This window comes from Paraburkholderia terricola, assembly GCF_003330825.1.
GTDB classification, from domain to species: domain Bacteria; phylum Pseudomonadota; class Gammaproteobacteria; order Burkholderiales; family Burkholderiaceae; genus Paraburkholderia; species Paraburkholderia terricola.
On sequence record NZ_CP024941.1, the window covers coordinates 418,281 to 443,812 of the forward strand.

The 25,532-nt window shown below is 62.8% G+C and carries 19 protein-coding genes and 1 pseudogene; 11 read left to right on the plus strand and 9 right to left on the minus strand.

The features are described 5' to 3' along the window. Positions 1–8: 8 nt before the first annotated feature. Both CUJ90_RS01930 and argE read left to right on the plus strand, forming a co-directional pair. On the plus strand, positions 9–686 hold the full coding sequence (locus CUJ90_RS01930; protein ID WP_114161849.1) for a DUF1028 domain-containing protein: 678 nt from the start codon (positions 9–11) through the stop codon (positions 684–686). Next, positions 679–1,842, plus strand: coding sequence for an acetylornithine deacetylase (gene argE, locus CUJ90_RS01935; RefSeq protein WP_114161850.1), 1,164 nt, complete (start codon positions 679–681; stop codon positions 1,840–1,842). The genes CUJ90_RS01930 and argE overlap by 8 nt, the downstream gene beginning before the upstream one ends. Positions 1,843–1,871: 29 nt before the next feature. Here the strand turns inward: argE and CUJ90_RS01940 are convergent, their stop codons facing one another. Then, on the minus strand, positions 1,872–2,699 hold the full coding sequence (locus CUJ90_RS01940) for a bestrophin-like domain (RefSeq protein WP_114161851.1): 828 nt from the start codon (positions 2,697–2,699) through the stop codon (positions 1,872–1,874). Between the two features lie 308 nt (positions 2,700–3,007). Between CUJ90_RS01940 and CUJ90_RS01945 the strand changes: the two genes are divergently transcribed. After that, the gene (locus CUJ90_RS01945; RefSeq protein ID WP_114161852.1) at positions 3,008–4,654 is read left to right on the plus strand and encodes a methyl-accepting chemotaxis protein; all 1,647 of its coding nucleotides are present in this window, start codon (positions 3,008–3,010) and stop codon (positions 4,652–4,654) included. Between the two features lie 1,037 nt (positions 4,655–5,691). Continuing rightward, on the plus strand, positions 5,692–6,822 hold the full coding sequence (locus CUJ90_RS01950) for an IS481 family transposase (protein ID WP_114161853.1): 1,131 nt from the start codon (positions 5,692–5,694) through the stop codon (positions 6,820–6,822). Positions 6,823–6,943: 121 nt separating this feature from the next. On the opposite strand, the gene CUJ90_RS01955 is transcribed toward CUJ90_RS01950, so the two are convergent. The 8 genes from CUJ90_RS01955 to CUJ90_RS01985 all read right to left on the minus strand — a co-directional run bounded on the left by CUJ90_RS01955 (position 6,944) and on the right by CUJ90_RS01985 (position 15,077). Beyond that, positions 6,944–8,113: an IS4 family transposase gene (locus CUJ90_RS01955; protein ID WP_244219930.1), complete on the minus strand. Its 1,170-nt coding sequence runs from the start codon at positions 8,111–8,113 to the stop codon at positions 6,944–6,946. Between the two features lie 281 nt (positions 8,114–8,394). Then, positions 8,395–9,204, minus strand: coding sequence for a c-type cytochrome (locus CUJ90_RS01960; protein WP_083084673.1), 810 nt, complete (start codon positions 9,202–9,204; stop codon positions 8,395–8,397). After that, a complete protein-coding gene (locus CUJ90_RS01965; RefSeq protein ID WP_083084671.1) occupies positions 9,201–10,826 on the minus strand; it encodes a b(o/a)3-type cytochrome-c oxidase subunit 1 in 1,626 nt (541 codons plus the stop codon). The genes CUJ90_RS01960 and CUJ90_RS01965 overlap by 4 nt, the downstream gene beginning before the upstream one ends. After that, a complete protein-coding gene (locus tag CUJ90_RS01970) occupies positions 10,813–11,382 on the minus strand; it encodes a cupredoxin domain-containing protein (protein ID WP_114161855.1) in 570 nt (189 codons plus the stop codon). The genes CUJ90_RS01965 and CUJ90_RS01970 overlap by 14 nt, the downstream gene beginning before the upstream one ends. Before the next feature lie 2 nt (positions 11,383–11,384). Then, positions 11,385–11,561 (minus strand): hypothetical protein, encoded by a 177-nt coding sequence (locus tag CUJ90_RS32770; protein WP_167363320.1) that lies wholly within the window; start codon positions 11,559–11,561, stop codon positions 11,385–11,387. A gap of 24 nt (positions 11,562–11,585) precedes the next feature. Then, positions 11,586–12,857: a c-type cytochrome gene (locus CUJ90_RS01975; RefSeq protein ID WP_421380608.1), complete on the minus strand. Its 1,272-nt coding sequence runs from the start codon at positions 12,855–12,857 to the stop codon at positions 11,586–11,588. 119 nt (positions 12,858–12,976) lie between these two features. Continuing rightward, a complete protein-coding gene (locus tag CUJ90_RS01980; RefSeq protein WP_114161856.1) occupies positions 12,977–13,693 on the minus strand; it encodes a c-type cytochrome in 717 nt (238 codons plus the stop codon). Positions 13,694–14,189: 496 nt separating this feature from the next. Next, positions 14,190–15,077, minus strand: coding sequence for a LysR family transcriptional regulator (locus tag CUJ90_RS01985; RefSeq protein WP_073432550.1), 888 nt, complete (start codon positions 15,075–15,077; stop codon positions 14,190–14,192). 97 nt (positions 15,078–15,174) lie between these two features. On the opposite strand from CUJ90_RS01985, the gene CUJ90_RS01990 reads away from it, so the two are divergent. The 7 genes and pseudogenes from CUJ90_RS01990 (at position 15,175) to CUJ90_RS02020 (ending at position 25,471) form a co-directional block, all read left to right on the plus strand. Then, positions 15,175–16,503, plus strand: a complete 1,329-nt coding sequence (locus tag CUJ90_RS01990) for an MFS transporter (protein ID WP_114161857.1) — start codon at positions 15,175–15,177, stop codon at positions 16,501–16,503. A gap of 306 nt (positions 16,504–16,809) precedes the next feature. Beyond that, on the plus strand, positions 16,810–17,478 hold the full coding sequence (locus tag CUJ90_RS01995; protein ID WP_114161858.1) for a response regulator: 669 nt from the start codon (positions 16,810–16,812) through the stop codon (positions 17,476–17,478). A 136-nt stretch (positions 17,479–17,614) separates the two neighbouring features. Then, complete coding sequence (locus tag CUJ90_RS02000) at positions 17,615–18,301, plus strand: response regulator (RefSeq protein ID WP_114161859.1); 687 nt, start codon at positions 17,615–17,617, stop codon at positions 18,299–18,301. 112 nt (positions 18,302–18,413) lie between these two features. Continuing rightward, positions 18,414–19,058, plus strand: a complete 645-nt coding sequence (locus CUJ90_RS02005; RefSeq protein ID WP_114161860.1) for a response regulator — start codon at positions 18,414–18,416, stop codon at positions 19,056–19,058. A 239-nt stretch (positions 19,059–19,297) separates the two neighbouring features. Further along, positions 19,298–20,044 (plus strand): aquaporin Z, encoded by a 747-nt coding sequence (gene aqpZ / locus CUJ90_RS02010; RefSeq protein ID WP_083084659.1) that lies wholly within the window; start codon positions 19,298–19,300, stop codon positions 20,042–20,044. 55 nt (positions 20,045–20,099) lie between these two features. After that, positions 20,100–24,526, plus strand: a pseudogene (locus CUJ90_RS02015) (ATP-binding protein). Between the two features lie 510 nt (positions 24,527–25,036). Next, positions 25,037–25,471 (plus strand): CHRD domain-containing protein, encoded by a 435-nt coding sequence (locus tag CUJ90_RS02020; protein WP_114161861.1) that lies wholly within the window; start codon positions 25,037–25,039, stop codon positions 25,469–25,471. The last annotated feature ends 61 nt before the right edge of the window (positions 25,472–25,532 follow it).

Genomic DNA, 25,532 nt, shown 5'->3' on the forward strand with positions numbered 1-25,532 from the left:
AGCACGACATGACATTCTCTATCGTCGGACGTTGTGCGCGCTCGGGGCAGCTCGGTATCGCGATCAGTTCCTCCAGCGTCGCGGTCGGCGCTCGCTGCCCGTGGGTGCGGACAGGCGTCGGCGCGGTGGCGACCCAGAACGTCACGCTGCCCGCGCTGGGCCCGCGAGTTCTCGACCTTCTGGAGAGCGGGAAAATCGATCCTGCCGCGGCATTGGACCGCGCGCTCGGCGCAAGCGAGTGGAGCGAATATCGGCAGGTGACGGTGGTCGATAGCCTGGGCCGCACGGCGTTCTTCAGCGGCAAGGAAGCGTTGGGCACCTATCACGCCGTCGCCGGCAAGCAATGCGTGGCCGCGGGCAACATGCTCGCGGGCATCGAAGTGATCGAGGCGATGGTTCCGGCGTTCGAGCAGGCATCCGGCGCGCTGGCCGATCGGCTGCTCGCGGCGATGCATGCGGCGATGGCCGCGGGCGGGGAGGCGGGGCCGGTGCATTCGGCGGCGCTCAAGATCGTCGGCGACGTGAGTTGGCCGATGGTCGATTTGCGGGTCGATTGGGCGGACGACGATCCCATCGGCCAACTCGACGGTTTGTGGCACGCGTATCGGCCGCAGATGCAGGACTACCTGACCCGCGCGTTGAATCCGACCGCCGCGCCCAGCTACGGAGTGCCGGGCAATGAATGACAGATCCAGCCGCGCGCTGCTCGCAAGCCTGATCGGCTTTCCGACGGTCAGCCGCGATTCGAATCTGGACATGATCGCGTTCATTCGGCGCTACCTCGACGAACTCGGTGTCGAGAGCGAACTGTTCTACAACCCCGAGCGCACCAAGGCGAATCTGTTTGCGACCATCGGTCCGCGCGAGCGCGGCGGCATCGTGCTGTCCGGCCATACCGACGTGGTGCCGGTCGAAGGCCAGGCGTGGACCGTCGATGCATTCCGTCTCACGGAACGCGATGGGCGGCTGTATGGCCGCGGCACGGCCGACATGAAGGGTTTCATCGCATCGGTGCTGGCGGCGGTGCCCGGCTTTGTCGAGCGGACGTTGAAGCTGCCGGTGCATCTCGCCTTTTCCTACGACGAGGAAGTCGGCTGCCTCGGCGTGCGGCCGATGCTGGCGGAACTGGAGCGGCGCGCGCATAAGCCGGTTCTGTGTCTGATCGGCGAACCGACTGAACTCAAGCCGGTGCTGGGGCACAAGGGCAAGCTGGCGATGCGCTGTCACGTGAAGGGCGCGCCTTGCCATTCGGCCTATGCGCCGTATGGCGTCAACGCCATTCAGTACGCGGCGCGGATGATCGGCCGTCTGGAACAGATCGGCGATCAACTGGCCCAACCGGAGCATCACGACGAGCGTTTCGATCCGCCGTTCTCGACCGTGCAGACGGGCGTAATCAAAGGCGGCCGTGCGCTGAACATCGTGCCGGCGGAATGTGAATTCGACTTCGAAGTGCGCGCGCTGCCGGGTTTCGACGCGCATCGTGTAGCCGACGCATTGCAGACCTACGCCGAAGCCGAGTTGCTGCCGAAAATGCGCGCGGTGAAGTCCGAAGCCGACATCCGCTTTCAGTCGCTCTCCGCTTATCCGGCATTGGCGACTTCGCCCGATAGCGAAGCGGCGCGTCTTTTGGCGTTGCTCAGCGGCTCCGAGGAATTCGGCACGGTGGCGTTCGGCACGGAGGGCGGGCTCTTCGAGCAGGCGGGCATTCCCACGGTGATCTGCGGACCCGGCGGCATGGACCAGGGACACAAGCCCGATGAATTCGTCACCGTCGAGCAATTGCGCGCTTGCGACGCCATGCTGGCTCGCCTGGCGGATTACCTTTCGGTCGCTCGTTGAGACGGAGCATTAAGGACGGCGCCGCGGTGTCACGCATCGTCCGGTGAGACAGGGGGCGCCGCGAGGAGATGCTCCAACGCATCTCTCATCGGCGAACTGGAAATAACGATCGGCCCTGAAAACGGCGAATCCAGATCGACGATGACATAGATAGCGGAAGCGATCGAAACAGCCCCCAGCGAAATCGTGACGAGCGCCAGCGCGTTGCGAGGCGCGATCAACCCGAAGCTGAGAAAAATCACGCACAACCAGAAAGTCAGCGTCTTGAAGAAAGGCTGCGAGATCGAGCTGTGCGCCTCCTCGATGAGTTTCCACCGCGCATCCACGACGCGCCGGAACTGCGTCAAACCATCATCGAGCGCGCGCTGCTGCAAGGCGTCGCGCGCTTGCAATTGCCGCAGCCGCTGGCCCACCGTGTTCAACAATTCGCCGAGGCGCACGTTTTCCAGCTTCGTCGAGCCGGGTCGCGTGCCGATGTTCTTCGGATAATCACCGGCGGGCGCGGCCTCGCCGGGCCACGTCGACGCAATCGCCGCCGCGGTATAAGCCCGCAACAGGCGGCGCGGCTCGGCGGTTTCGTCGCCGTATTGCCGCAGCGTCGTATCGAATTCGATCAGATCGGCGGCAAAGGTGCGCAAATCATTCGACGCCGTATCGAAGCTGGATTTCGCCGACGCCGTCATCAAGCCCAGCACCAGCGCGGCAAACGTCACCAGCATCCCGATCACCAACTGGACGAGTTGCACCGTTTCGTGCGCCTTGTGCTCTTCGGGCAAAAGCGGGCGCACCCACACGCCGAGTCCGGTTGCGGCGAGCAACAAAACGAAGACCAGCAGAGCCGTGGCTATTTCCGACATAGAAATGCTCCGAAGACGCGTGCCTCGTCACTTTCCATCAACCGCCGCCAACCAGGAACCCGGATAGTCCCGCAAAAGGCTCTCCGGGCAATGGCTTCCCGCTTTCGCTCGTATCTTGATGGATCGCAAGCTCACGCGCTACCAGCCATAAAGTTTTGCGCGATTCAGCCGTAGTCCCTTTATGTGTCGCAGTCGCATGAATTCGAATAAAAAGTTGCGGACCTGGCCGAAGGGGCTTAGGCGCAGCAGGCGTGGCCGAGGCTAATCACTGAACAATTCGGTCAGGCAGCCCCCCTTGGAGAGAGCCAATGCTGAAAAATCTGTCGATTCGCACCTGTCTTACCCTGATGATCGCGTTCTTCGGCGTGGTGCTGCTGCTCGGCGCCGCCGCCGGTCTGCTGTCGCTGCGCGCGAGCAATGCGTCGCTGCAGCAGATGTACACGGTGGATACGCCCGCGGTCGCCGACCTCGAAGGCAGCGCCGGCCAGTTGCTGCGTTTACGCCTGGCGCTCGCGACGTACGCATCGCTCGTCGATCTGAACGATCAGGACGGCGCGGATGCCGTGCTGAAGCGGTTCGATCAATACCAGAAAGCATCCAACGAGCGTCTTGCCCACTATCTGAGCCGCGCGAGCACGGATGCCGACGAACAGCGCCTGATCAAGGAGATGCAAGACAAGCGCGACATTTTCCTGCGCGAGGGCGTCGATCCGTCAATGGCCGCGCTTAAATCGGGCGACAAGACCGCATTCCAGCAATTGCAGGCGCGAAAGCTGCCGTCGCTCTACAGCGCGTACGAAAAGGCGATGCTCGCGCTCGAAAAATTGCAACTCGATCGCGCCGCGCAGCGCTATCAGGATGCGCAGGACCTGTTCTACGCGATCTGCATTGCGGTGGCGATCGGCATGGCGGCGTCGCTGCTGGCCTCGTGGATCGGCCGCGCGGTGCTGGTGCGCGCGATCGTCAGTCCGGTCGATGCCACCATCGCGCAATTCCAGCGCATCGCCGGCGGCGACTTGACCGGCCAGATCGTCGTGAGCAGCGACAACGAAATGGGCCGCCTCGCCGCCGCGTTGCGCAAGATGCAGGACTCGCTGATCGCGACGGTGAACTCGGTGCGTCAGGGCACGGAATCGATCGACACCGGCGTGAGCGAGATCGCCGCGGGCAATACCGATCTGTCGCAGCGCACCGAGGAGCAGGCCGCGTCGCTCGAGGAAACGGCGGCGAGCATCGAACAGCTCACCTCGACGGTCAAGCAGACCGCGGACAACGCGAAGCAGGCGAGTTCGCTGGCCCAGGGCGCGTCGACGTTGGCCGCGCAGGGCGGCAACCTCACCGAGCAGGTGGTGGGCACGATGCATGGCATCGTCGACGACTCGCGGCGGATTGCCGACATTGTCGGCGTGATCGAAGGGATTGCTTTTCAGACCAATATCCTCGCGCTGAACGCCGCCGTGGAAGCCGCGCGCGCGGGCGAGCAGGGACGCGGCTTTGCGGTGGTGGCGAGCGAGGTGCGGTCGTTGGCGCAACGAAGCGCGGCGGCGGCGAAGGAGATCAAGGGTTTGATCGACGCGTCCACGGCGCGGGTGGAGGCCGGCTCGGAACTGGTCGAGCGATCGGGCTCGACGATGACGGAGATCGTCAACGCGATTTCGCGCGTCAGTTCGATCATGGGCGAGATCGCGGCGGCTGCGATCGAGCAGAGTACCGGTATCGATCAGGTCAATCTCGCTGTCGCTCAGATGGACGAGGTGACTCAGCAGAATGCCGCGCTGGTCGAGCAGGCTGCGGCGGCGGCCAGTTCGCTGGAAGAGCAGGCGAGGCGGTTGACGGCTGCCGTGGCCGTGTTTCAGACGGGGGGCGGTCGTGGTGCTGGGGGTGGTGCTTCGGCTGCTTTTGCCGGGCGGCAGAGGGCGGTTGAGGGGGCTGTGGGGGAGTTTGTCGCGGGTTAGGTTTTTTTTGGGGGTTTTTTGCCTGCGGCGGTTTGGGTTGTGGGTCTGGTTTGTTGGCCTTTTCTTGTGGTCTTAGTGGTCTATTAGTGTTGCCCCTGTGCGGGGCGGCACCTACTTTCTTTGCCGCCGCAAAGAAAGTAGGCAAAGAAAGCGGCTCAAACCGTCAGCCTTGAAGTGGGTCTCCTGGCTTGGAGGGCGTAGTGGTGCATCTGGAATCGGTGTCCTCGCGCACTCCGCGCCCGTGACAAGGCAGTCATACTTCCCGCCTCGCACTGCGTGCTCGCCGGAAGGGGCGTGCACGGAAACCAGCGGTTTCATTGGGCGCGGTGGGAGCCATCGGCTTCGCCTCGGCGAGGCGCCGAAATCAGGCGGGTATTTCAGACATGCGGCTGGCCCCTGGCCGTAGGCGCGGATAGTCTGACCGCGCACCGATGCGCCTGGCGAGTCGTCAGCATTCGGTGCAGTCGCTTGGCGCACGCAGCACTACCGGTTTCAAGTCCCCCTGCTGACCGCAGAAGTGGCTTGCAGTTTGGAGAACTACTGCTGACGCAGAAGCGCCCTGCGGTTCGATGAAGTACCGCGACGGCGCGCGCAGCGCTACCGGAAGAATGACTGCCTTGTCACGAACGCGGAGTGTGCGAGAACACGGATTCCGCAGAAGCGCCCTGCGGTTCGATGAAGTACCGCGACGGCGCGCGCAGCGCTACCGGAAGAATGACTGCCTTGTCACGAACGCGGAGTGTGCGAGAACACGGATTCCGCAGAAGCGCCCTGCGGTTCGATGAAGTACCGCGACGGCGCGCGCAGCGCCGCCGGAAGAATGACTGCCTTGTCACGAGCGCGGAGTGCGCGAGAACACGGATTCCAGATGGACCACTAGCCCCTCCAAGCCAGGAGACCCACTTCAAAGCTGGCGGTTTGAGCCGCTTTCTCTTGCCTACTTCTCTTTGCGGCCGGTGTACAGACCGGAGACATAGCTGACAGGTGTGCGAGGACATGGTTGACACTTCCGGGTACGAAAACGCCCGGTCCCGACCATGCCCTGGAACGCAAGAGACACCATGAGCCTCAGACAGGAATTTGTTCATCTGGCCAGTCAGCGCACGCTCACGGTCACCGAACTGTGCGAGCGCTTTAACATCAGCCGGCAGACCGGCTACAAATGGCTCAGACGTGGCGAGGACGCGCTGGCGGATCAGTCGCGGCGCCCTGCCAGCAGTCCCTCAAAGACCACCGTTGAGATGGAGCAGGAGGTGGTGCGCCTGCGTCAGGCACACCCGCGCTGGGGCGGCCGCAAGATCAGCCGGCGCCTGCGGGATCTGGGCTTTGAAGCGGTGCCGCAGCCCAGCACCGTGACAGCCATCCTGCACCGGCACAATCTGATCCTGCCGGCCGGTTCAGCGATGAGTGAACCCTGGAAGCGCTTTGAGCACGAGCAGCCCAACGTCCTCTGGCAGATGGACTTCAAGGGACACTTCGATACCCTCGAGCAGGGGCGTTGTAGCCCCCTGACGGTGCTCGACGACCATTCGCGCTTCAGCATCCTGCTGCGCGCCTGTGGGCCAACCGATACGGCCACGGTGCAGGCGGGCCTGCGCGAGGCATTCGGCCACTACGGCCTGCCGTTGCGCATCAACACCGATAACGGTTCGCCATGGGGTTCACCGGGCAGCCCGGGGCAGCTCACCGAACTGGCCGTCTGGCTGATCCGGCTGGGGATCCGCATCAGCTACAGCCGGCCTTACCATCCGCAGACCAACGGCAAGGACGAGCGGTTTCACCGCACGCTGAAGGCCGAAGTGCTGAACGAACGGAGCTTCGCCACCCAGCAGCACGTGCAACGCGAACTGGACCGCTGGCGCACCATCTATAACTGCGAGCGCCCGCATGAGGCGATCGGCATGGACACTCCGATGAGCCGTTACCAGCCGAGCCCGCGGGCGTTTCCATCGGTCCTGCGCGAGCCGGAGTACGGCCCGGATGACGTGGTGCTGCGGGTCAAGGCAAATGGCGAGCTACGCTTTGAAGGACGGCGCCTGAAGGTCTCGAAAGCACTTTACCGGCTGCCGGTTGCAGCACGCGCAAAGGACGGCGAAGACGGCGTATTTGAATTCTGGTTTGCCCATCACCGCATCCTCACCCTTGACCTGAGGAGCGAAAACCGCTGACCATAAAGTGTCAACGATGTCCTCGCACGTTCGTCAACCATGTCTCCGGTCTGTACACGGCCGGCAAAGAGAAGTAGGTGCCGCCCCGCACAGCAATGCTCTCAACTTAAGCCCCGCTGCATCAAGCGAGTTTGTACGCGAGATGGAAGTGGGGCTTGGCTTTTCTGGGTGGTCTTGGATAGGAGCGTGAGGGCTGTATCCGGCATCGGGTCTGGTGGATCATTTCCAGCACACCGGCGAGGCCGTCCAGACAGCGCTGGATGCGCAGAAGACACGCGCCGAGGATGGGCTTGAGTGCGCCCAGTGCATACACCCGGTTAGGACGGCTGGCATGTCTGTCGTCGTGCGGCGCATCGAGATCGCTGAGCAGTGTGCACAGGTTGTCGGCGAGGATTTTTGCGCCGAAGTCCTGCTGTAACGCCAGGTAATCGAGGCCTGTGACGGCTTCCAGCCGCAGCCGGTGCTTGAGTCGTTTGAATGCTTCCTCGACCCGCCAGCGCTGGTGATAGAGCGCGCCGAACGATGCCGCCGGATAACGCCCGCCATCGAGCAGCGAGGTCATCAGCACACGCACGCGACCGCCCGGCGTGACGTCGCGGATCAGGCGCACAGTCGTGGGCGTACGCGCCAGTTCATAGGCGCGGGCATCCGGTTCGCTGGGCGCTTCCAGTGTCACCACATGCTCGGCTTTACCGCTGCGGATAAAGGCGCTGACGCATTTCCAGTTACGCGCATCGACGCGCATGCAGAACGGGATTTCGCGCTGTGCGAGCGCCGCCACCATCGCGTTGCCGATATAGCCGCGATCGAGCAGCAGCAGGTCGGTATGCGGTTGCAGTACATCGAGGGCTTCGAACAGCATCTGCCGCTCGCCGCCGTCGGCGGGATGAAGTGCAGCGTGCAGGGTCAGTTCGGAACCCGGCAGGAACAGCGCAAACGCGTAGTGATCGGCGCGCAGTTCATGGCCGCGACGCGTGCCCACACGCAGGCGGCTACCGTCAGCGGCGACCAGCCTCAGGCCGTGCCAGCGCATCGAATCGATATGGGGTTGGGCCAGCGAGATCAGGCGGGCGCGGGCCAGTTCGAACAGTTCGGCAGACACTCCCCGTCGCGCCTTGCTGAAGGCCTGTGCGCTGACAGCGCGGGTGCGCCCGCCGCTGCTTCCCAGTGCGCCGAATAGCGCGTCAAGTTCGGCCTGCACACTGGCGCACATGCCGGACATCATCAGCGCGGCCATGCGCGGCAAGGTCAGTGTGCGATTGCGGGTAAAGGCAGTGGGAGAACGACGCACGCGATCGGCGAGCGCCGGATCGAGCAGGAAATCGGAGAACTCAGCCAGAAGCCGCGAGGACGCTGGTATTTGAGTTCATATCGTTGATTTATCAGTGAGTTATGCGATGAAGTTTACAGGGGCAATGCCTCGTTTACAAGCTCTTTGAGGCTTAAGTTGAGAGCATTGCCCCGCACAGGGGCAACGCCAATAGACCACTAAGCCAGCAAGGAAAGGCCAACAAACCCAGCCCAACAAACCCAGCCCACAACCCAAACCGCCGAGCAGGCAAAACCCGTCACCTACTGCATAGCCGCATAATACTTAGCCAACCCATCAATCTCCGCAGAAGTCATCTCCCGCACCACATTCCGCATCTGCTCGTTAATGTCATTCCGCCGCGCGCCGGAAGCAAACGCCCGCATCTGCGCAGCGAGATAAACAGACGACTGCCCGCCAAGCCAGGGCGCCGCGCCTTTGCGATCGAGTTGCCCATGACAGGCAGCACAAGGCGCGATATTGCGCCGCGGATCACCCTGCATCGCAAGCCTCACGGCATTCGCATCCGGCTGCGCACCGGTCGGCAAAAGCTCGGCCGCGGTCGCGCGAGGCAACGACGCATAGTAAGCCGCCAGATCGTGCAGATCCTGATCGCTGCGCGCCGCGATGATCGGCTGCATGATCGCGTTCTTGCGCACGCCCTTCTGATAATCCCGCAATTCCTTATAAGTCACGTCGGCATATTGCCCGGCCAGCGCGGGCGCCGTCACCTGCACCGTGCCCAGCACGCCGTGGCACATCGAGCAGTTCTGCGTCGCGATCGTCGCGCCGCGGCCGATCGAATTCGCGTCGGCTCGCACGCGGTGCAAGGGCGGCAAAACCACCACGTCGCTCGGCGCCGGGCCGGCGATGTTGGCGCCGCCGTACCAGCTCGACGGCGCGCCCGCGGCGCTGCAAATCGTCGCCCACAAGCCGCGCCCAGCGAACGAACTATTCGCCGAGGGTAACCAGATAAAGCCGATCAGTATCGCCACGACGGCAATCGCAAGCGTGCCGCCCACGCTCACCGTGAACCACGGATTGCGGAAGCTGAAGACGCGTTCCTGATTCATCGCTGTGCTCCGACGACCACCGCGGGCACCGACGTCTGCGGCAACTTGAGCAACTGCACGATCGGCACACTGTAGTTGACAACCGTCAGCCCGATCATCAACGCCACCCACAAGCCGAAGCTGTTGAGCGCGGCGGGCACGCGCTCCACCGGATGCACCGCGCTCGCGAACTGGAAGCGCTGCTGCTCCACCGCCGGTCCGAACTGCGACTTCGCGAGGATGTAGACGAACAGCACGCCGGACACCACCAGGATCAAGCCGCCCACCGCGGACATGCCCACCCAGAACGCCTGCGCTTCCATCCCCGGCATCGTATAGTCGTAATAGGCCATGCGGCGCGGCGCGCCGAGCAGGCCGACGTAGTGCCAGGGCAGCGTCACCACCAGCATGCCGATGAACCACAGCCACAACTGCGTGCGCACCAGCTTCAGCGAGACGATCGCGCGGCCGGTCAATTGCGGCCATAGTTCATACGCGATCGCGAAGTACATGATCACGATCGCGCCGCCGAAGATCAGATGGAAGTGCCCGGTCACCCACTGCGTGTTGTGCACCGTCGAGTTCAACTGGTAGCTCATGTTGATCAGGCCGCCGGCGCCGCCGAGACCCAGCATCACGAACGAAAACGCGATCACGAGCATCATCGGGTTCCGCCACGGCAACGCGGTGAGCCAGCCGAACGCGCCCTTGCCGCCGCGCAGCCTGCCGGCGATTTCCACCGACGCGCAGATCGTGAACACCGTCAGCAGGGTCGGCACCGACACCATGCCGGTGAACACCGCATGCACGAACTTGAAGCCTGAGCCCACCTGCGGATCGACGAACAGATGGTGAATGCCGATCGGCATCGCGAATACGAGGAACAGGATGAACGACACGCGCGCCATCGAGTCGCTATAGAGCCGTCCGCCGATCGCGCGCGGCACCAGCGTGTAATACGCGATGTACGCCGGTATCAGCCAGAAATAGACGATCGCATGCAGCGTCCACGAGAACAGGACGCGTGAGAGGCCGGCGTCGATCGTGCTGGTGAGACCGAGCGCGACCGGGAGGATCTGGAACAGGATCTCGAGCGCCGCGCCGAGCGCGGTCCACGCCCACAGGTAGGCGCCCGCCACGTTGGCGAACATCGCGAGCGGCACGGCCCGGCCCGGATTGGCGCGTTTCCAGATGCGCAGATTCACGTGCATCAGCGCGACCCAGATCCACGAGCCGACCACCACCAGCACCACGCCGATGTAATAGAAGGCGCTGCCGATCATCGGCGGATAGAAGGTGTAGAGCACCGAGGCGCTGCCGAGCGCGACGGGCACCATCGCCATCACGGCGCCGATCGCCAGCATGATGAACGCGGCCCACGCCCATTTGAGTCCGGCGAGCCGCTGCGCGAGCGCGAGTTCGACGATCGCATAGCCGAAACCCATCGAGACCAGGGTGGGCAGCACGTAGGCCATCACCGAACCATGCGCGGTCACCGAGCGGTAGTAGAGCTCGGGGTCGCCGACCCACGGCGCGAGGGGGCTGCGTACCAGCATCTGCCAGGCGCCGAGAAGCAGCGCGATCAGAAACGCGATGAAGGCGAGCCAGAAATGCGCAAGAACGAGTCGCTTAGCGTGAAACACAGCTGAGTCTCCGGGATTGTCGGGCCTGCTCGAAGAAGGCGGCTTTGTCGATCACTTTCACGTGCGCCCACATGGCCTGGTGGCCGAAGCCGCAGAACTCGTGGCACGGCATGGTGTGATCGGCCGGTTTGTCGAAGCGCGTGTTCAGCGTGGCGACGTAGCCGGGCACGACCATCGTGTTGATGTTGGTGTCGGTGACGAGCAGGCCGTGCACGACATCGGCGCTGGTGGTGCGGATCGTGACCGGCGTGTCGGCGGGCACCAGCAGACATTGCGGCGTGAACGAATACTGCTGCGCGACGAAGCGCACGACCACCGAGCCGTCGGGCTCCACCGCCGTGCCCAGGTTGTCCTCGACGAATTCGCCGGACAGTTGCAGCCGCGAGGGATCGATCGTCTCGACCCGCGACGGCGGCATCATCGCCCAATGCAGCCCCGAGTACACGATGACGGCCAGCATCAGCAGGATCAGCGCGCCGGCGAAAATCGCCCAGCGGCGCTCGGCGCGCAAGGCGACCGCGTGGCCGCCCGATGAATGATTGGAATCGGTCGACATGATCAGTGAACGACGCCGCGCGGCAGGAACACGAAAAAGTAGAAGCCGAACCAGATCGCCATGACGATCAGCGTGGCGACGCCGGCTACGGCAATCGCGCCATGCGGGCCGGCCGCGATGACGCTTTCCACCTCGTCATCGGTCGGCGCGGGCGCGCTGCGGGTATCGTTCGCTTCCATCAAAAGTCTCTCCAGTGCAGCGGTTCAATGCAGCGGCGCGTTGCGTAGCTCGTTGACGTCGCGAGCCGTCACCGGCTGGCCGTGATTGCCCCACGCGGTGCGGATATACGTGACCACGGCGGCGGCGTCGGTGTCGTTCAGTTCCTGCGCGAAAGGCGGCATGCCGTAAGGCTCCGGATTGCGCATGGTGCCCGGCGGAAAGCCGCCGTTGAGCACGATACGGATCGGATTCACCGCCGAGTCCATTTCGATCGACTGGTTGCCGGCGAGCGGCGGGTAATGCTGCAACTTGCCTTCGCCCTTCGCGCCGTGGCAAATCGCGCATTTGTCGGCGTAGATCTTTTCGCCGAGCGCGAACACGTTGGTGTTGGTCGGCGCGGACGGCCCCGACTTGCGGCCGCGATTGTCCGGCAACGTCTTGAGATACACGGCCATCGCCTTCACGTCCTCGCCCGTCATGTACTGAAGGCTGTGGTAGGTGACTTCGGCCATCGGCCCGTACACGGCGCCGCGATCCGAAATGCCCGCTTGCAGCAGATCGACGATGTCCTTGATGCTCCAGTCGCCGAGACCGCCGTCCTTGTCGGACGTGAGCGACGGCGCGTACCAGTTCTGCACCGGAATCAGGCCGCCCGCGAACTGCTCGCTCTGCGACGAGCCGCCGAGCATGTTGATCTTGGTGTGGCACATCGTGCAGTGCCCGAGCCCTTCGACCAGATACGCGCCGCGGTTCCATTCCACCGACCTGGTCGGATCGGGCTGGAACTCGCCTTCGCGGAAATACAGCGTGCGCCAGCCGTACAGCAGCTTGCGCTGATTGAACGGGAAGCGCAGCGTGTGCTTGTGGCTCGGCTCGCGTACCGGTTGCACGCTCTTCAGGTAGGCGAAGATCGCGTTCGAATCCTCGCGCGTGACCTTGGTGTATTGCGCGATCGGCATGGCCGGGTACAGCAGCCTGCCGTCCTGCGCGAGGCCGGTGCGCATCATCTTGAAGAATGCTTCCTCGCTCCACGTGCCGATGCCGTATTGCGCGTCCGGTGTGATATTCGGCGAATACAGCGTGCCGAACGGCGTCTCCATGGCGAGACCGCCGGCGAACAGCTTGCCGCGCGGCGCGGTATGGCAGGCGACGCAGTCGCCGGCGCGCGCCAGGTACTCGCCGCGTTTGACGATGTCGGGGCGGGTATCGGCGTTGGCGCCTGGCGTCGTTGCAGGCGTTGCAGCGGGCGTGGCTTCGGCGGCGCGTGCTTCCTCGATCAGCAGCACATGCGGTGCGCGCGGCAGCACGACGCTCATGACCAGGCCGGCAACCAGCGCGCCGCATGCGAGCGACGCGACTGCGTGGCGGCGCTTGTTCGCGACGTCAGACAGAGAGCGCAGGGCGCGAAGCGCGCGCGAAAGGCGAGAGGTCGACTTCATTGCGGTTGGCTCCCGCATGCGAGAGGCAGCCGCTCGGCGGAGGCCGGTGCAGGCCGCGGATCGGCCGGGCGTGGCTGGCGCGCGAGCCAGCTCGATACCGCGGTGATGTCCTTGTCGGTCAGCTTGACGGCGATCGCACGCATGCAGTCGGGGGCGAGCGCATGACGCGTGCCCGAGCGCCAGGTGCCCATCTGTCCGGCGATATAGCTCGCGTGCAAGCCGAGCAGACCGGGGATGCCGGGCTGTTTGCCGGTCATGCGCGCGCCGTGACACGCGACGCATGCGGGTATCTTGCGCGCCGGGTCGCCTTGCGTGACGAGGCGCTCGCCGGCGGCAAGCACGGCCGGCGCGACTTCGCCTTGATCGGCGTTGGGGTAGGGCGGCTGGAGGTCGGCGAAGTACTGGCTGATCTTGCGCAGATAGTCGTCGGGCAGAAACGCCAGCAGATAGCCCATTGGCGGATACGTGCGGCCGCCGTCGCGGAATGCGGCCAACTGATTGAACAGGTAGTCGGCAGGCTTGCCGGCGATACGCGGGAAGTAATCGTTGTTCAGGCCTTGGCCTTGCACGCCATGACACGAGGTGCACGCACGCACGCGCTCGTCCATGGCCGAGGGCATGGTGCCTGACGTGTTGGCCGCGGCGAAAGTCGCGCCGCTCCACAGGACGTAAAGCACAAACAGAACCGAAGATCCAAGAGTTCTACGATGCACGCCAAGCCTCGTTTAGGGACGTTCTTTTTCTCGAGTTATTTTCGATCAATCATCCAATGGATTCATTCGCGAATCCAATGAACGATGCATGACAAATCAGCCCATCTTTCTTTTATAGCGACTGCGTGAACGACAAATCGGAACGGATTTTGAAGGATAACGGTGTCGACTCGATGCGGCGATGCAATAGCCTGGCAAAACAATAATCCGCGCTGAATGCGCCATGAGAGGCGGCTTTCGGGCTGCGGAAATCAACGCATGACACATTGGGCATCGTGTAGCAGTTGCAGGAACTCATCCCATGCGTCAATGGAAAGGCCAAATGGCTACCTGACCATCATAGGCGGCGATTAGGGGCCTTTCAATCATTCAATGACACGCGCTTCGAACACGTACGCGATCGGGCGAATGTGTTCGCGAATGTGATCGATTAGTGTTGGGTGGCGCGCTTTCAAAGGATTCTGCCAGCCGTCGGTCGCAGCCGGCATGACATAGATCAACTGAACAGCCGCATGAGTGCCGTGCGTGCGTTGCTGACCCGTTCGCTTTCACCCACCCGCCCCGGCAACAGATGAAACTCGACCGCGGGCAATGCGGGCAAGCCGACATTCGCCGGGCATGCCACGACGCCGCCGCCGATCGATGATTCGTTCAGACACGAGATGCCGAGCCCCGCCTTCAACGCCAGTTGCAAGCCGGCGACTCCGGACGCGGAATGCGACACGAGATACGGCACCTTGTGCTCGTCGAGCAGCTTCACGACGAAGCGCTGCAACTGGCAACTCGACGGCAGCAGGACGAGTGGATAGGGCGTGGCCGGCCGCGGGTCCGCGTCGGCGGCGCGGACCCACAGCAGTTTTTCGCGCCGCACGACGGTGCTCGGCGCACGGGCGCGCGGGTTTGCGGAGCGCGTTTTGCCGGTGACGAGCCGCAGCGAGAGGCCGATGTCGAACGATGCGTCGTCGCCGGCATGGCTGTCGATCACGGCGCTCGGCAATACGGTGACGTGCAGTTTCAGGCGCGGGTGCTGTTCCGAGAACGTCTTGAGAATGCGCGCGATGTCGTGCGGACGGTAATAGTCGGTGATCGCGATGCGCAATTCGCCATCGAGCGAGCGGCCTTGCAGGTCTTCGAACGCCGCTTCGCTCATTGCGATGATGCGCCGCGCGTGATCGAGCAGACGGCTGCCGGCCGGCGTGGCGCTCACGCCCTGCTTGCTGCGGACGAAGAGCGGCTGGCCGGCGCGCTCCTCGAGTTTCTTCAACTGCTCGCTCACGGAAGACTGCGACAGGAACAGTCGCGCCGCGCCCGCCGAGACGCTGCCCGATTCCGCGAGGGCGACGAAGGTCCGCAACTGCGTCAGGTCGAATCCACGTTGGCTCATGATTCGGTATATCCGATGGATGTTATCTAAATTTCCGGCTTTTCCGATGGAATGCCCAGCCGTAGGATACCTCCAGATTTCTTTACGGAGGGGTGTGATGGCAAACGGATCGGTTGACGCGGTTCGCGCGTTGGGTGAGCGCGGGGCGAGCCATCGGTGGAAGGTGCTGGGAGTCGGCTTCGCGGCCAATGCGAGTTTTTCGGCGGCGTTCTCGGGGATCCCGACGACCGCTGTTTTTTTGCGTTCGGGCTATCACCTCGGCAACGACGGCCTGGGGCTGGTGCTTGGCATGCTCGGCTTGGGCATCGCGGTGAGCGAATTGCCGTGGGGGCTCCTGACCGATCGTTGGGGCGACCGCCGGGTGCTGTTGCTCGGACTGCTTTCGACGGCAGCCGCGCTGGCCGGGCTCGCATTGTTCGTGGTGCCGTCGGGCGATCACGTGCCGGGCGTCGCGACGCTCGCACTCGGCCTGTTGCTGATCGGCCTGCTGGGCGGCAGCGTCAACGGTTCGAGCGGCCGTGCGGTGATGGCCTGGTTTCAGGAGGGTGAGCGCGGGCTCGCAATGAGTATTCGACAGACGGCAGTGCCGGCGGGCGGTGGGCTCGGTGCGTTGTTGCTGCCGGTGCTGGCATCGAGGTTCGGTTTTGCCAGCGCGTATGCGGTGTTGGCCGCGGCGTGCGGGGTCACGGCGGTGTTCGCATGGCTGTGGCTGCATGAACCTTCGCATGCTGATGCGGGCGATGTTCGCGCCGGTCGCAACGCAGTCCAAAACGCGGTGATGGCCGAGGGCGAGCCACCGAAGGTTTCACCGTTACGCGACATCGGCATCTGGCGTGTGGCGCTCGGCGCGGGAGCGCTGTGCGTGCCGCAGCTCGCCGTGATCACGTTCGGGACTGTGTTCCTCCACGATTCCGGCCGCGCCGGCGTGCTGGCGATTAGCGTGACGATGGCCGCCGTTCAGGCCGGCGCTGCGGTCGCGAGGGTTTGGAGCGGGCGTTGGACCGACCGGAATCGCAATCGCAGGCCTTACATGCGTGCATGCAGCTTGACGACCGCCGCGCTGTTCGCATCGCTTGCGTTGCTGACGGGTCTCGCCGGTACGCATGACGCGGCGACGACGGCGGTGTTTGCGCTGATGATCGTGCTGGGCGGCGTGAGCGCGTCGGCGTGGCACGGCGTCGCCTTCACGGAACTCGCCACGCTGGCCGGCACGAGTCGCGCGGGCACCGCGCTGGCGATCGGCAACACTTGCGTCTTTCTCACGCTGTTCGTCACGCCGCTCGCGATCCCGCCACTTCTGACAATAGGTTCGTGGCCGCTGGTGTGGGCTGTGGCCAGCGCATGCGCGCTGATCGCATGGCCGATTCTTCCGCGCGCGGCGCGCGGGGCAAAGACGAGCGCCGCGCGAGCGTGTGATGCGACCTGACGTGACAACGCTGCCGATGTGCGATGCCATCCGCACCGCGACATCAGATGCGGTTTCGCGCAGGCATTAACAGCGATGGAAATATTCGTTTTGGGTCATTCCGCGTTTTTCTTTTAATAGAACCGCAATGGGCTGTCAGTTTCTTTGCCGGATTCAGAACACTCCGATTTCGCTGGCGAGTGTAGCGATGATTTTATGAGCGGCTTGGCGCATTCATGCCGAGCCAAGGTGCCGTTAAAGCATGCGCAGAGCGTGTCAATACTCTGCGCTTTTCGCTGATTACACCTACAACAAAGAGACAAAATCATGGCGAACACTCGAATCATTCTGGCAGACGATCATCCCTTCGTTTTACTTGGCGTCCGTTCCGCGCTGGACGCCCATGTCGGCGTCAGCGTTGTTGGCGAGGCGATCACTCCCACGTTATTGATCGAGTTGTTGCGGAGCACGCCATGCGATGTGCTCGTCACCGACCTCTCGATGCCCGAACCCTCCGGCGCCGTCGAAGATGGCCTCAGCCTTGTCAGGCGAATCCGCGATGAATGGCCGCTGCTGCGCATCGTCGTGATGACAATGCTGACGAACGCCGCGATTCTTCGCGCCGTCGTGTCAGACGGCACCGTGAGTGCGCTCAGCAAGACAGAATCGATGGATCAGCTTTGGCAAGCGATCGAGGCGAGCCGCAGTGGTGGAACGTACCTCGGGCGTTCGATCAACGAGGCGCTCGCCGAGTCGTGGAAGGAGGACCGGGAGCCGCCGCCCGTTGCGCGCTTATCGAGGCTGCAGGCGGAAGTGGTCAAACTGTTTGTGAGCGGCCAATCGATTTCAGAAATCGCGGCGGCGCTTGGGTGCCATCGTCGTACGGTCAGCCGGCAAAAACGCGAAGCGATGGTCAAACTTGGCGTTACTAACGGTCCCGGACTTTTCTCTTACGTCCGTGCGCACGGAATTCCTAGCTTTGAATCGCATATCTAATCAATTACTCAGACCGATTGAATAAGCCATTTCGGAGCGATCTTATGTCTATTCTCCTAGGAATGTTTAATGATCGCCGCAGAGCCAGTTTCTTCGACGAAAGAGGCCGGAACTTCAAGGTAGGGGGAGATAAACAATGAACGACACAGCAGATATAAGCGCACCCATCAGAGCCATCATCGCAGACGATCACCCGCTCGTTCTACTGGCGATCGAGAACCTGATGGGTGGATATCCGAACATGCGGGTCGTCGGTCGCGCTGCTGACGCCACCGAACTTTTCCAGGAAGTCGATCGCAAACCCTGCGAACTGGTCCTCATGGACCTATACATGCCGGGCGGCTTCGATGGCGATGGACTCGAAGCGGTCAGGCAGTTCAAGCTGCGCTACCCGGATATCGCGCTCGTCGTGCTCACCATGGAAACCGAGCCGGCTGCGTTGCAAAAGGTCATTTCGCTCGGCGTGGATGGACTGGTAAGCAAGCGCGACCGGATCGATCTGATTCACGTGGCGGTGATAACGGCGCTGGCGCGCGAATGCTATCTCGGGCCCGCGGTGCGCTCGCTGATTGCGGAGGCAATGGTGAACCGGCGGCTCGATTTCGTACGGCAGATTCTTTCGCGTCGTGAACTCGAGGTGTTCACGCAATATGCGTCAGGGCTCGGCGTCACGGAAATCGCGGCGCGTTTGGGCCGCAGCGTCAAGACCATCAGCGCGCAAAAATGCACCGCGATGCGCAAGCTCGATCTGAACAGCGACGCTGAGTTGTTCCGCTTCGCTGCCGAGTACGGGGTGGTTCCCGAGGAGCGCACGCAAAACTGATAATCAGTGGGCGAGGCGTCGCGCCGCAGCGGCGCGACGAACAGAAGATGTATTGGCACAGCCCGGGGAAACACATCGCGTGCAGGGCGGGCCAGTCGATAAGACAACAAAAATGACACAAAAAATCCGCGTTATCGTTGCCGACGATCACGACTGCGTTCGTGTCGGCGTTCGGCGGTTGCTGCAAGCCGTGCCACATATCGAAGTGACCGGCGAGGCGGCCGACACTCACAAGCTAGCTGAACTGATCGACAGTTGCACATGCGACGTCGTCGTATCGGACATCAGCATGCCCGGCATTCACGGAGGCAGCAATGCAGTGCCGTTCCTGCGGCGCCTGTTGCGGGCGCGACCGCATCCTCACCTCGTCGTGCTCACGATGATCTGCCATGCACACATGCTGACAGGTCTTCTCCACATCGGTGTCAGCGGAATCGTCGATAAACGCGACGCCGCCACGGACTTGATCGATGCAATCGAGGCTGCTGTTGCTGGCGGCGTTTATCTGTCGGGACAGGCTCGCCTCGCGATAGAAGCGGCTGATACGCCGCTGCAGCTTCGAGCAGGTGTGCTGAGCGCACGAGAATGGGAAATCTTCCAGCTTTACGTGCAAGGCCTGGCGGTCCATGAAATCGCGGCGCGCCTGCAACGCAGCGGAAAAACGATCAGCACGCAAAAGCGCAGCGCGATGCGCAAGCTCGGGCTCGAAACGGAATCCGATCTCATTGACTACGCACGGCAAATTGGGCTGGCTTGAGCGCAGTCGGAATTTTCGATCGCACCGGTCGATGATTTGGAGTTTAGGACTGTTCTGATTGGTTGGTGGACGTTGCCGTCTCATAGTTCTGAATTGGCTGCGCCTTTGCTTCATGCTTGTCCAACGAGAGCATTCGTTTGGTCATGCTGAGCAGTAGGAAGCCGGGAAAATTCAGGCAGATGTCTTGCGGCAATTACGAGTGATGCCGTCTGCCTCGTAGAGATAAAACGGGAGGCGGCATGGTCGCGCTAGGTAAGCGATTGTTGGTGGAGGGCGCGGGAACGGCTTGGGTTGTCTTCGTTGGATGCGGTACCGTGGTATTGAATACGAGCGGAATCCAGCAAGGGTACGACGTACTGGAAATGTCGCTAGCGTTCGGCGTCGCGCTTGCCACGGCCACCTACTCGTTCGGTAGGATCTCGGGCGCGCATTTCAACCCCGCTGTCACTGTTGGCTTCGCGATCGCGCAACGTTTTCCGGTCAGGGACCTGTTGCCATACATTGCCGCGCAACTTCTGGGTGCCATCGTCGCTTCAGCACTGCTCGTTTATGTGGCGAGCGGCCGACCCGGATTCGAACTGGCCGCTAGCGAATTTGCGGCGAATGGTTTTGGCGCCCATTCGCCCGCCGACTATCAGTTGCACTCGGCGCTGATCATCGAGTTCGTGCTGTCCTTCGTTTTTGTCCTGGTGTACCTGTTGACGGCGTGCCGGCAAGAGCGGGGATGGGTCGCGCCGCTTATCGCTGGCGCTTGCCTGATGCTGGCCTACATGGTGTCGATTCCGGTCACCAACGGCTCGATCAATCCCGCCCGCTCCACGGCCCAGGCGTTATTTGTCGGCAACTGGGCCTTGGACCAGCTCTGGCTGTTCTGGGCCGCACCAATGTCGGGCGGCATCGCGGCCGGCGCGCTGTTCTCCTTCCTGCGTGGCAGACCAGACTGGTCTGCCGCCACGCCCGCCCATGGGCAGGGCGAAGTTGCGTGAACGCGGAATGGTGCGGCCCCTCGTGTCTCTCCTCCAATCGCTGCAAAGCCTTGCAATGAGGCTGGTACTGCGGCGCGTCTCGCTATGCCTGCTCGCGCTGTCCTTATTCCTTGGCGTGCAGGTAACGGCGCTTGCCCAGTCGGACGGCGACCTCACCCATTCGCAAGCCGCAGGCGCTTTTCCTGAAAAGCTGACCGTCGGCGTTCTCGCGGACCGCTGGCTGCCGTTCGAGGCACTTCAGGACGGTGAACTCACCGGTATGAGCGTCGACTATCTGCGCGCACTCGTCGGGCCGAATGTCGTCATCGAAGCCGAGGCATTTCCAGACATGCCGCAGCTACTTGCCGCTGCATGCGCCGGAAAAGTCGATCTGTTGATGAGTCTTGCGCGAACGCCCGAGCGCGAACGTTGCATCAGTTTTACCGCGCCGTATTTTCGTTCATCCACTTCAGCGGTGGTGCGCCGGGAGAGTGACGACTATGACGGGCCCGCCCGGCTCACCGGTGCGCGCATCGCGGTAGAGAAAGGTTATGCGCGCGAGCGCGCAATGCGCGACCGGTTCCCGCGCGCCGAAATCAATACCTTCGCCACAACGCATGCCGCACTCTCCGCGGTGGCCCAAGGCGAGGCCGACATTTACTTCGGCTTTACTCCCACGGTGCGGTATGCACTAGGCACGGACGAGTTCCGTCGTCTGCGTGTTGCTTTCGAGGAAACCAGCAAGACTGCCGATCTGCGCTTTGGCGTACCGCGAAGCCGGGCCGCATTGCGAGACGAACTCGATCACGCGCTTACGCGCATCAAATCGGCCGACGACGCAGCAATTCGCGCGCGCTGGCTATCGGGCAATTTCGACGCGACATCCGCGTCCAGCATGTATCGGCTTGCACTGACGTCACAAGAGCAGGCCTGGCTCCGTTCGCTGCCTCCAATACAAGTTGGTTTCGACAACGATTGGCCACCGTTCAGCTATGTCGACGAGGCCGGGCGGCCCGCTGGCATTGCAGCGGATTATCTGGCTTATCTGAGTCGTACGCTCGGCGTCGTGTTCAACCGCGCGCGCACCGGCGACTGGCCCGCCACGGTCGACGCGTTTCAAGGCGGGCAGTTGGCGATGCTCGCCACCGCCTCCAGTAGCGACCCGCGTTTAAAAAACGCACGGCACACGCGGACATACGAAAGTTATCCGCTTGTGATCGTCGGGCGGGAAGACGAGCCGGCCGCACGCTCACTCAATGATTTTGCGTCGCGCCGCATCGTCGTCTCCGCGCATGTCGCCGGAGCGGTTCCCCTCGCGTTCAAGCAGATTCCTGCAGACCAAGTCGCTGTTGCGCCCAGCCTGGACGACGGACTCCACATGGTCGAAACCGGCGAGGCCGATGTTTTGGTCGGCAACGTGGCAGCCATCGACATCCTGCTCAAGGAGCGTTACGCCGGCGTGCTCAAGATTCTCGGTACGGTCGGCGAATCGGACCGCCTCGGCTTCGCGGTCCGCGCAAATCTGGGCCCGCTCGCGGGTCTGATCGACCGCGCCTTACTGGCCATGCCGCCCGCCGAAAAGCAGCGCATTCGCCAAAAGTGGGTCACCGGCAATGCGCCGGAAACCCGGCTATGGAGCGTTAACGCAGTGCGTCTGCTGCCGCTGCTGATTGGCATCGGCGTCGTGTTGCTGGTCACACTGCGTGCTTATCTGTTGCTGCAACGCGAAGTGAAGCTGCGCAAGGAGACGGAGCGGCAACTCGAGACGCAGTTGAACTTCCAGGAAACCATGATGAAGATGGTTCCCTATCCGCTCGTTGCCAAGGATCTGAACGGCCGCTACATCGCCGTCAATCAGGCTTATGAAGAGGCGTGCGGAATGCCCCGCGAAGCGGTCATCGGGCGTACGACCACCGATGTCCATACCTGGGGCGAAGCCAACAGCGGCGTGCTCGACGACATGGCGCACGAGGTGCTGCAACATGGCGAGACGGCGAAGATGGAACTGCAGTTCAAGCGCAGCCCCGGCGATTTGCGGCATGGCCTGTTCTGGACCAGCCTCTGTCGTAACAGCGACGGTCAACCGGTCTGCGTGCTTGGAACGATGGTCGACATTACCGACATCCGGCGCGCCGAAATGCGCGCGCGCGAAACAGAGCGGCGTCTGTTTGATGTCACGCGGTCGTTGCCAGCGGTGGTATTTCAACTGCGTCGTACCGTTGACGGTGTTTATTCGTTTCCCTACTTCGGCGGCGACCCCGGCATCTGTTGGGTGGTCTGGATCTTTCTCAGATAGAGCGCGACGACGTCGATTTCCGGTGGATATACAAGCAGGACCGGCCATTGGTGCTGGCCGAACTGGAACGCTCGGCACACGCCGAAACGCCGGTGCATATCGAGTTTCGCTTCGAAACCGAACGTGGCCTTTATTGGGCGCGCGCGGAGTTGGTGCCGCGCCGTGAGCCGGACGGCAGCGTCGTGTGGAGCGGTTACTGGGTGGACGTGAGCGTGGAGCGCGCGCGCTCCGAGGAACTCGCGCGAGCGCGCGACATGGCCGAGGCGGCTTCGCGCGCCAAGGACGACTTTTTCGCCATGATGAGCCACGAAATCCGTACGCCGATGAACGGCGTGCTCGGTCTCGTCGAAGTGCTGGAACGCACGCCGCTCAATAACGATCAAGGAGAAATGCTGAGCATGATCCACGAGTCGGCCGGCGCGCTACTGCAGATTCTGGACGACTTGCTCGACTATTCGAAAATCGAAGCGGGACGGCTCACGATCGAAGCCGAACCCCTCGACATCCGCGAACTGGTCGACAACTCGGTTGGCTTGCTCGCGGGCCGAGCGCATGAAAAGGGTTTGAAAGTGCGCGTGGACATCGCACCCGAAGTCGCCGCCACACTTCGAGGCGACAGCGTGCGACTGCGGCAGATTCTATTCAACCTGCTCGGCAACGCCATCAAGTTTACGTCGGAGGGCGAGGTCGAAGTATGCGTGTCGGTCGTCGCGCAAGCCGCCGGCGCTCAGACGCTGGAAGTAATCGTGGCGGACACGGGCATCGGCATCGCGCCGGAGGTGCAGGCCAAACTCTTCGAGCCGTTCGTGCAAGCTGAATCGTCCACCACGCGCCGCTTCGGGGGCACTGGCCTTGGGCTGACGATCTGCCGTAAGCTGATCGACCTCATGAACGGCTCACTCGCACTGCGCAGTGAACCGGGGGCGGGAACACGCATGATCGTGCGGCTCACCATGCCTGTCGAAACTGAGCGCTATTGCGCTGGCGGCTTGCGCGGCAAGCGCGGTGTCGTGGCCATTGGCGACGCACGCGTCGCTCAGGCTTTGATGCATTTTGGCGAGGCGCTTGGGCTCAAACTGCGCCGCGTCTCACCCGATGCCGCGGAACTGCGCGAGCGCGCCGCGCTGGCAGACGTGGACCTGCTTTTCGTGAGCGAGAACGTGAGGTTGCCGGCAGGCGGCAGCCTAGGCTCACGCGTCATTTGCCTGACCGAAAAGCCGAAGCCGACGGGCTACCGCATTTTCGACGACAACGTACGCGTCAGCATCAACCCTATTTCGTGGCGCGGACTCGGTGCCGCATGCGCCGCCGCGTTGGCGGGGCTGCCGTCGGTGGCTCAGCGCCCGGCGGGCAAGCCGCGCGCGGCCGAGGGCTGCACCGTGCCGCCGGACCGTGAAAGCGCCATTGCCAGCGGCCGCCTGATTCTGGTGGCGGAAGATCACCCGGTCAATCAGGAGTTGATCCGTCATCAACTGGCTTTGCTCGGCTTTGCATGCGACGTGGCGAACGACGGTGCGGAGGCGTTGGTCGCGTTGGAACGCACGAGCTATGGATGCCTGATCACGGATTGCCATATGCCGAACCTGTCCGGCTATGAACTCACGCGGCGCATCCGCGAGCGGGAGCACGGTGGCGCGCAGCGTCTGCCCATTCTCGGTATCACGGCGAACACCGCGCCCGAAGACCTGAATCTATGTCGCGATGCGGGCATGGACGACTGCCTCGTCAAGCCGACCCGGCTCGCCACGCTGCGCGACTACCTGAGCCGCTGGTTCGGCCCCGACAGCGCGTGGCAAGCCGCTCCCATTGAAACGGTGAGCACCCCGGCAGTCGCAGGGCCGGATGTTCACGGCGTCACAGAGCCGTTTGTTCCAGTCGATCTGGCGCACATGACGCAGTTGTGGGGTAGCGAATCGACCGTCAAGGCGTTGCTCGACTCGTTTGTCTCGTCCGTGCGCGAGGACGTGGAGGCGTTGTCGCCACTGGTCGAAAGCGCTGAGATTGGGCGCGTGCGTGAGTGGTTGCACAGGGTGGCCGGGGCAGCGAGCGTGCTGCAATATCCGCCGCTGCTCAATGCGTTGGACGAATATCGTCGAGATATCACCGTCAAGCCACCGGAACGCGTGCGCAGTGAGGGATTGATATTGATCACCAAGTGCCAGGTCATGCTGGATCGAATCGAGCAGCAGGCCGCCTTGCTCGCGTGACATTGCACCGCTTGGGCGGCGCGGTGCCGTTCCTCGCTACAGGTGTGACCGAAAAGAGGACTGAGCAAAACAAATCCAACAATGAGCAGACGAAAAAAAACGCGGCCGAAGCCGCGTTAAGGTTTGGAGACATCCTTCGATGAAGGAGTCACTTCTCGCAGTCGGAAGCATAACTCGGATAGCGCTAACCATTCGTTCCGAAATCCGCAATTAACTGTTTGAGGAAATCGACGAAGGCGCTGCTCGAATTCGCTCGAAGTTGCGCTTATTCAGGAGCGGACGAGATTCGCGCGAGCGGCCTGATGCGTTTCGATACCACGGATAACTACGAAACCAACGAGCACTATGAATCAGCCTCTGCGCTCACGATAGTCAGGCCCTTGTGCCGCGCCCTATACATCGCTTGCTCACCCGCCATCCGCAAACGTATTCAAGAAATTTGCACTAGTATGTGGTGGCTCCGCGCAGCCGAAACGTCGGTGCGGCGGTGCATCAAGTCCGGAGAAGACCATGATTGTGCTTCGAAAACTGAACCTTGCTGTGGTGCTGTGGGTGTTGACGTCGGGCGTCGCCTTCGCGGATACGGTGGCCTTGAAAGCGGATCTTGAGCCGTCGAGCGAGGTGCCGCCGCGAGTGAGTCATGGGCACGGCACGTTGAACGCCACGTTCGATACGTCGACCAAATCGCTGCAATGGACGATCAGCTATGAAGGATTGAGCGGCCCGGTCACCGCCGCGCATTTCCACGGCCCCGCTCCAGTGGGCCAGAACGCCAAGCCTCAGGTGCCAATAGGAAAGAGCGCGCTTGGCAGCCCCATCAAGGGATCGGCGGCGCTCACCGAACAGCAGGTCACCGATCTGATGGCGGGCCAGTGGTACTTCAATATCCACACAGCACAGAATCCGACGGGCGAAATTCGCGGGCAGGTGTTGCCAGCGAACTAGACCGGATAGAAAGAAGCGCATTCGGGAAAGCGCGCGCTTTTAGAGATTAGAATCGCTCGCC

Bases quoted from the DNA above. Each gene is read 5' to 3' on its own strand.
- CUJ90_RS01945 (WP_114161852.1), top strand. From the start codon at position 3,008: ATGCTGAAAAATCTGTCGATTCGCACCTGTCTTACCCTGATGATCGCG.
- CUJ90_RS01960 (WP_083084673.1), bottom strand. From the start codon at position 9,204: ATGAATCAGGAACGCGTCTTCAGCTTCCGCAATCCGTGGTTCACGGTG.
- CUJ90_RS02005 (WP_114161860.1), top strand. From the start codon at position 18,414: ATGACACAAAAAATCCGCGTTATCGTTGCCGACGATCACGACTGCGTT.
- CUJ90_RS02000 (WP_114161859.1), top strand. From the start codon at position 17,615: ATGAACGACACAGCAGATATAAGCGCACCCATCAGAGCCATCATCGCA.
- CUJ90_RS01975 (WP_421380608.1), bottom strand. From the start codon at position 12,857: ATGAGCGTCGTGCTGCCGCGCGCACCGCATGTGCTGCTGATCGAGGAA.
- CUJ90_RS01990 (WP_114161857.1), top strand. From the start codon at position 15,175: ATGGCAAACGGATCGGTTGACGCGGTTCGCGCGTTGGGTGAGCGCGGG.
- CUJ90_RS01940 (WP_114161851.1), bottom strand. From the start codon at position 2,699: ATGTCGGAAATAGCCACGGCTCTGCTGGTCTTCGTTTTGTTGCTCGCC.
- CUJ90_RS01930 (WP_114161849.1), top strand. From the start codon at position 9: ATGACATTCTCTATCGTCGGACGTTGTGCGCGCTCGGGGCAGCTCGGT.
- CUJ90_RS01995 (WP_114161858.1), top strand. From the start codon at position 16,810: ATGGCGAACACTCGAATCATTCTGGCAGACGATCATCCCTTCGTTTTA.
- aqpZ (WP_083084659.1), top strand. From the start codon at position 19,298: ATGGTCGCGCTAGGTAAGCGATTGTTGGTGGAGGGCGCGGGAACGGCT.
- CUJ90_RS01985 (WP_073432550.1), bottom strand. From the start codon at position 15,077: ATGAGCCAACGTGGATTCGACCTGACGCAGTTGCGGACCTTCGTCGCC.
- CUJ90_RS32770 (WP_167363320.1), bottom strand. From the start codon at position 11,561: ATGGAAGCGAACGATACCCGCAGCGCGCCCGCGCCGACCGATGACGAG.
- CUJ90_RS01970 (WP_114161855.1), bottom strand. From the start codon at position 11,382: ATGTCGACCGATTCCAATCATTCATCGGGCGGCCACGCGGTCGCCTTG.
- CUJ90_RS02020 (WP_114161861.1), top strand. From the start codon at position 25,037: ATGATTGTGCTTCGAAAACTGAACCTTGCTGTGGTGCTGTGGGTGTTG.
- CUJ90_RS01950 (WP_114161853.1), top strand. From the start codon at position 5,692: ATGCCCTGGAACGCAAGAGACACCATGAGCCTCAGACAGGAATTTGTT.
- argE (WP_114161850.1), top strand. From the start codon at position 679: ATGAATGACAGATCCAGCCGCGCGCTGCTCGCAAGCCTGATCGGCTTT.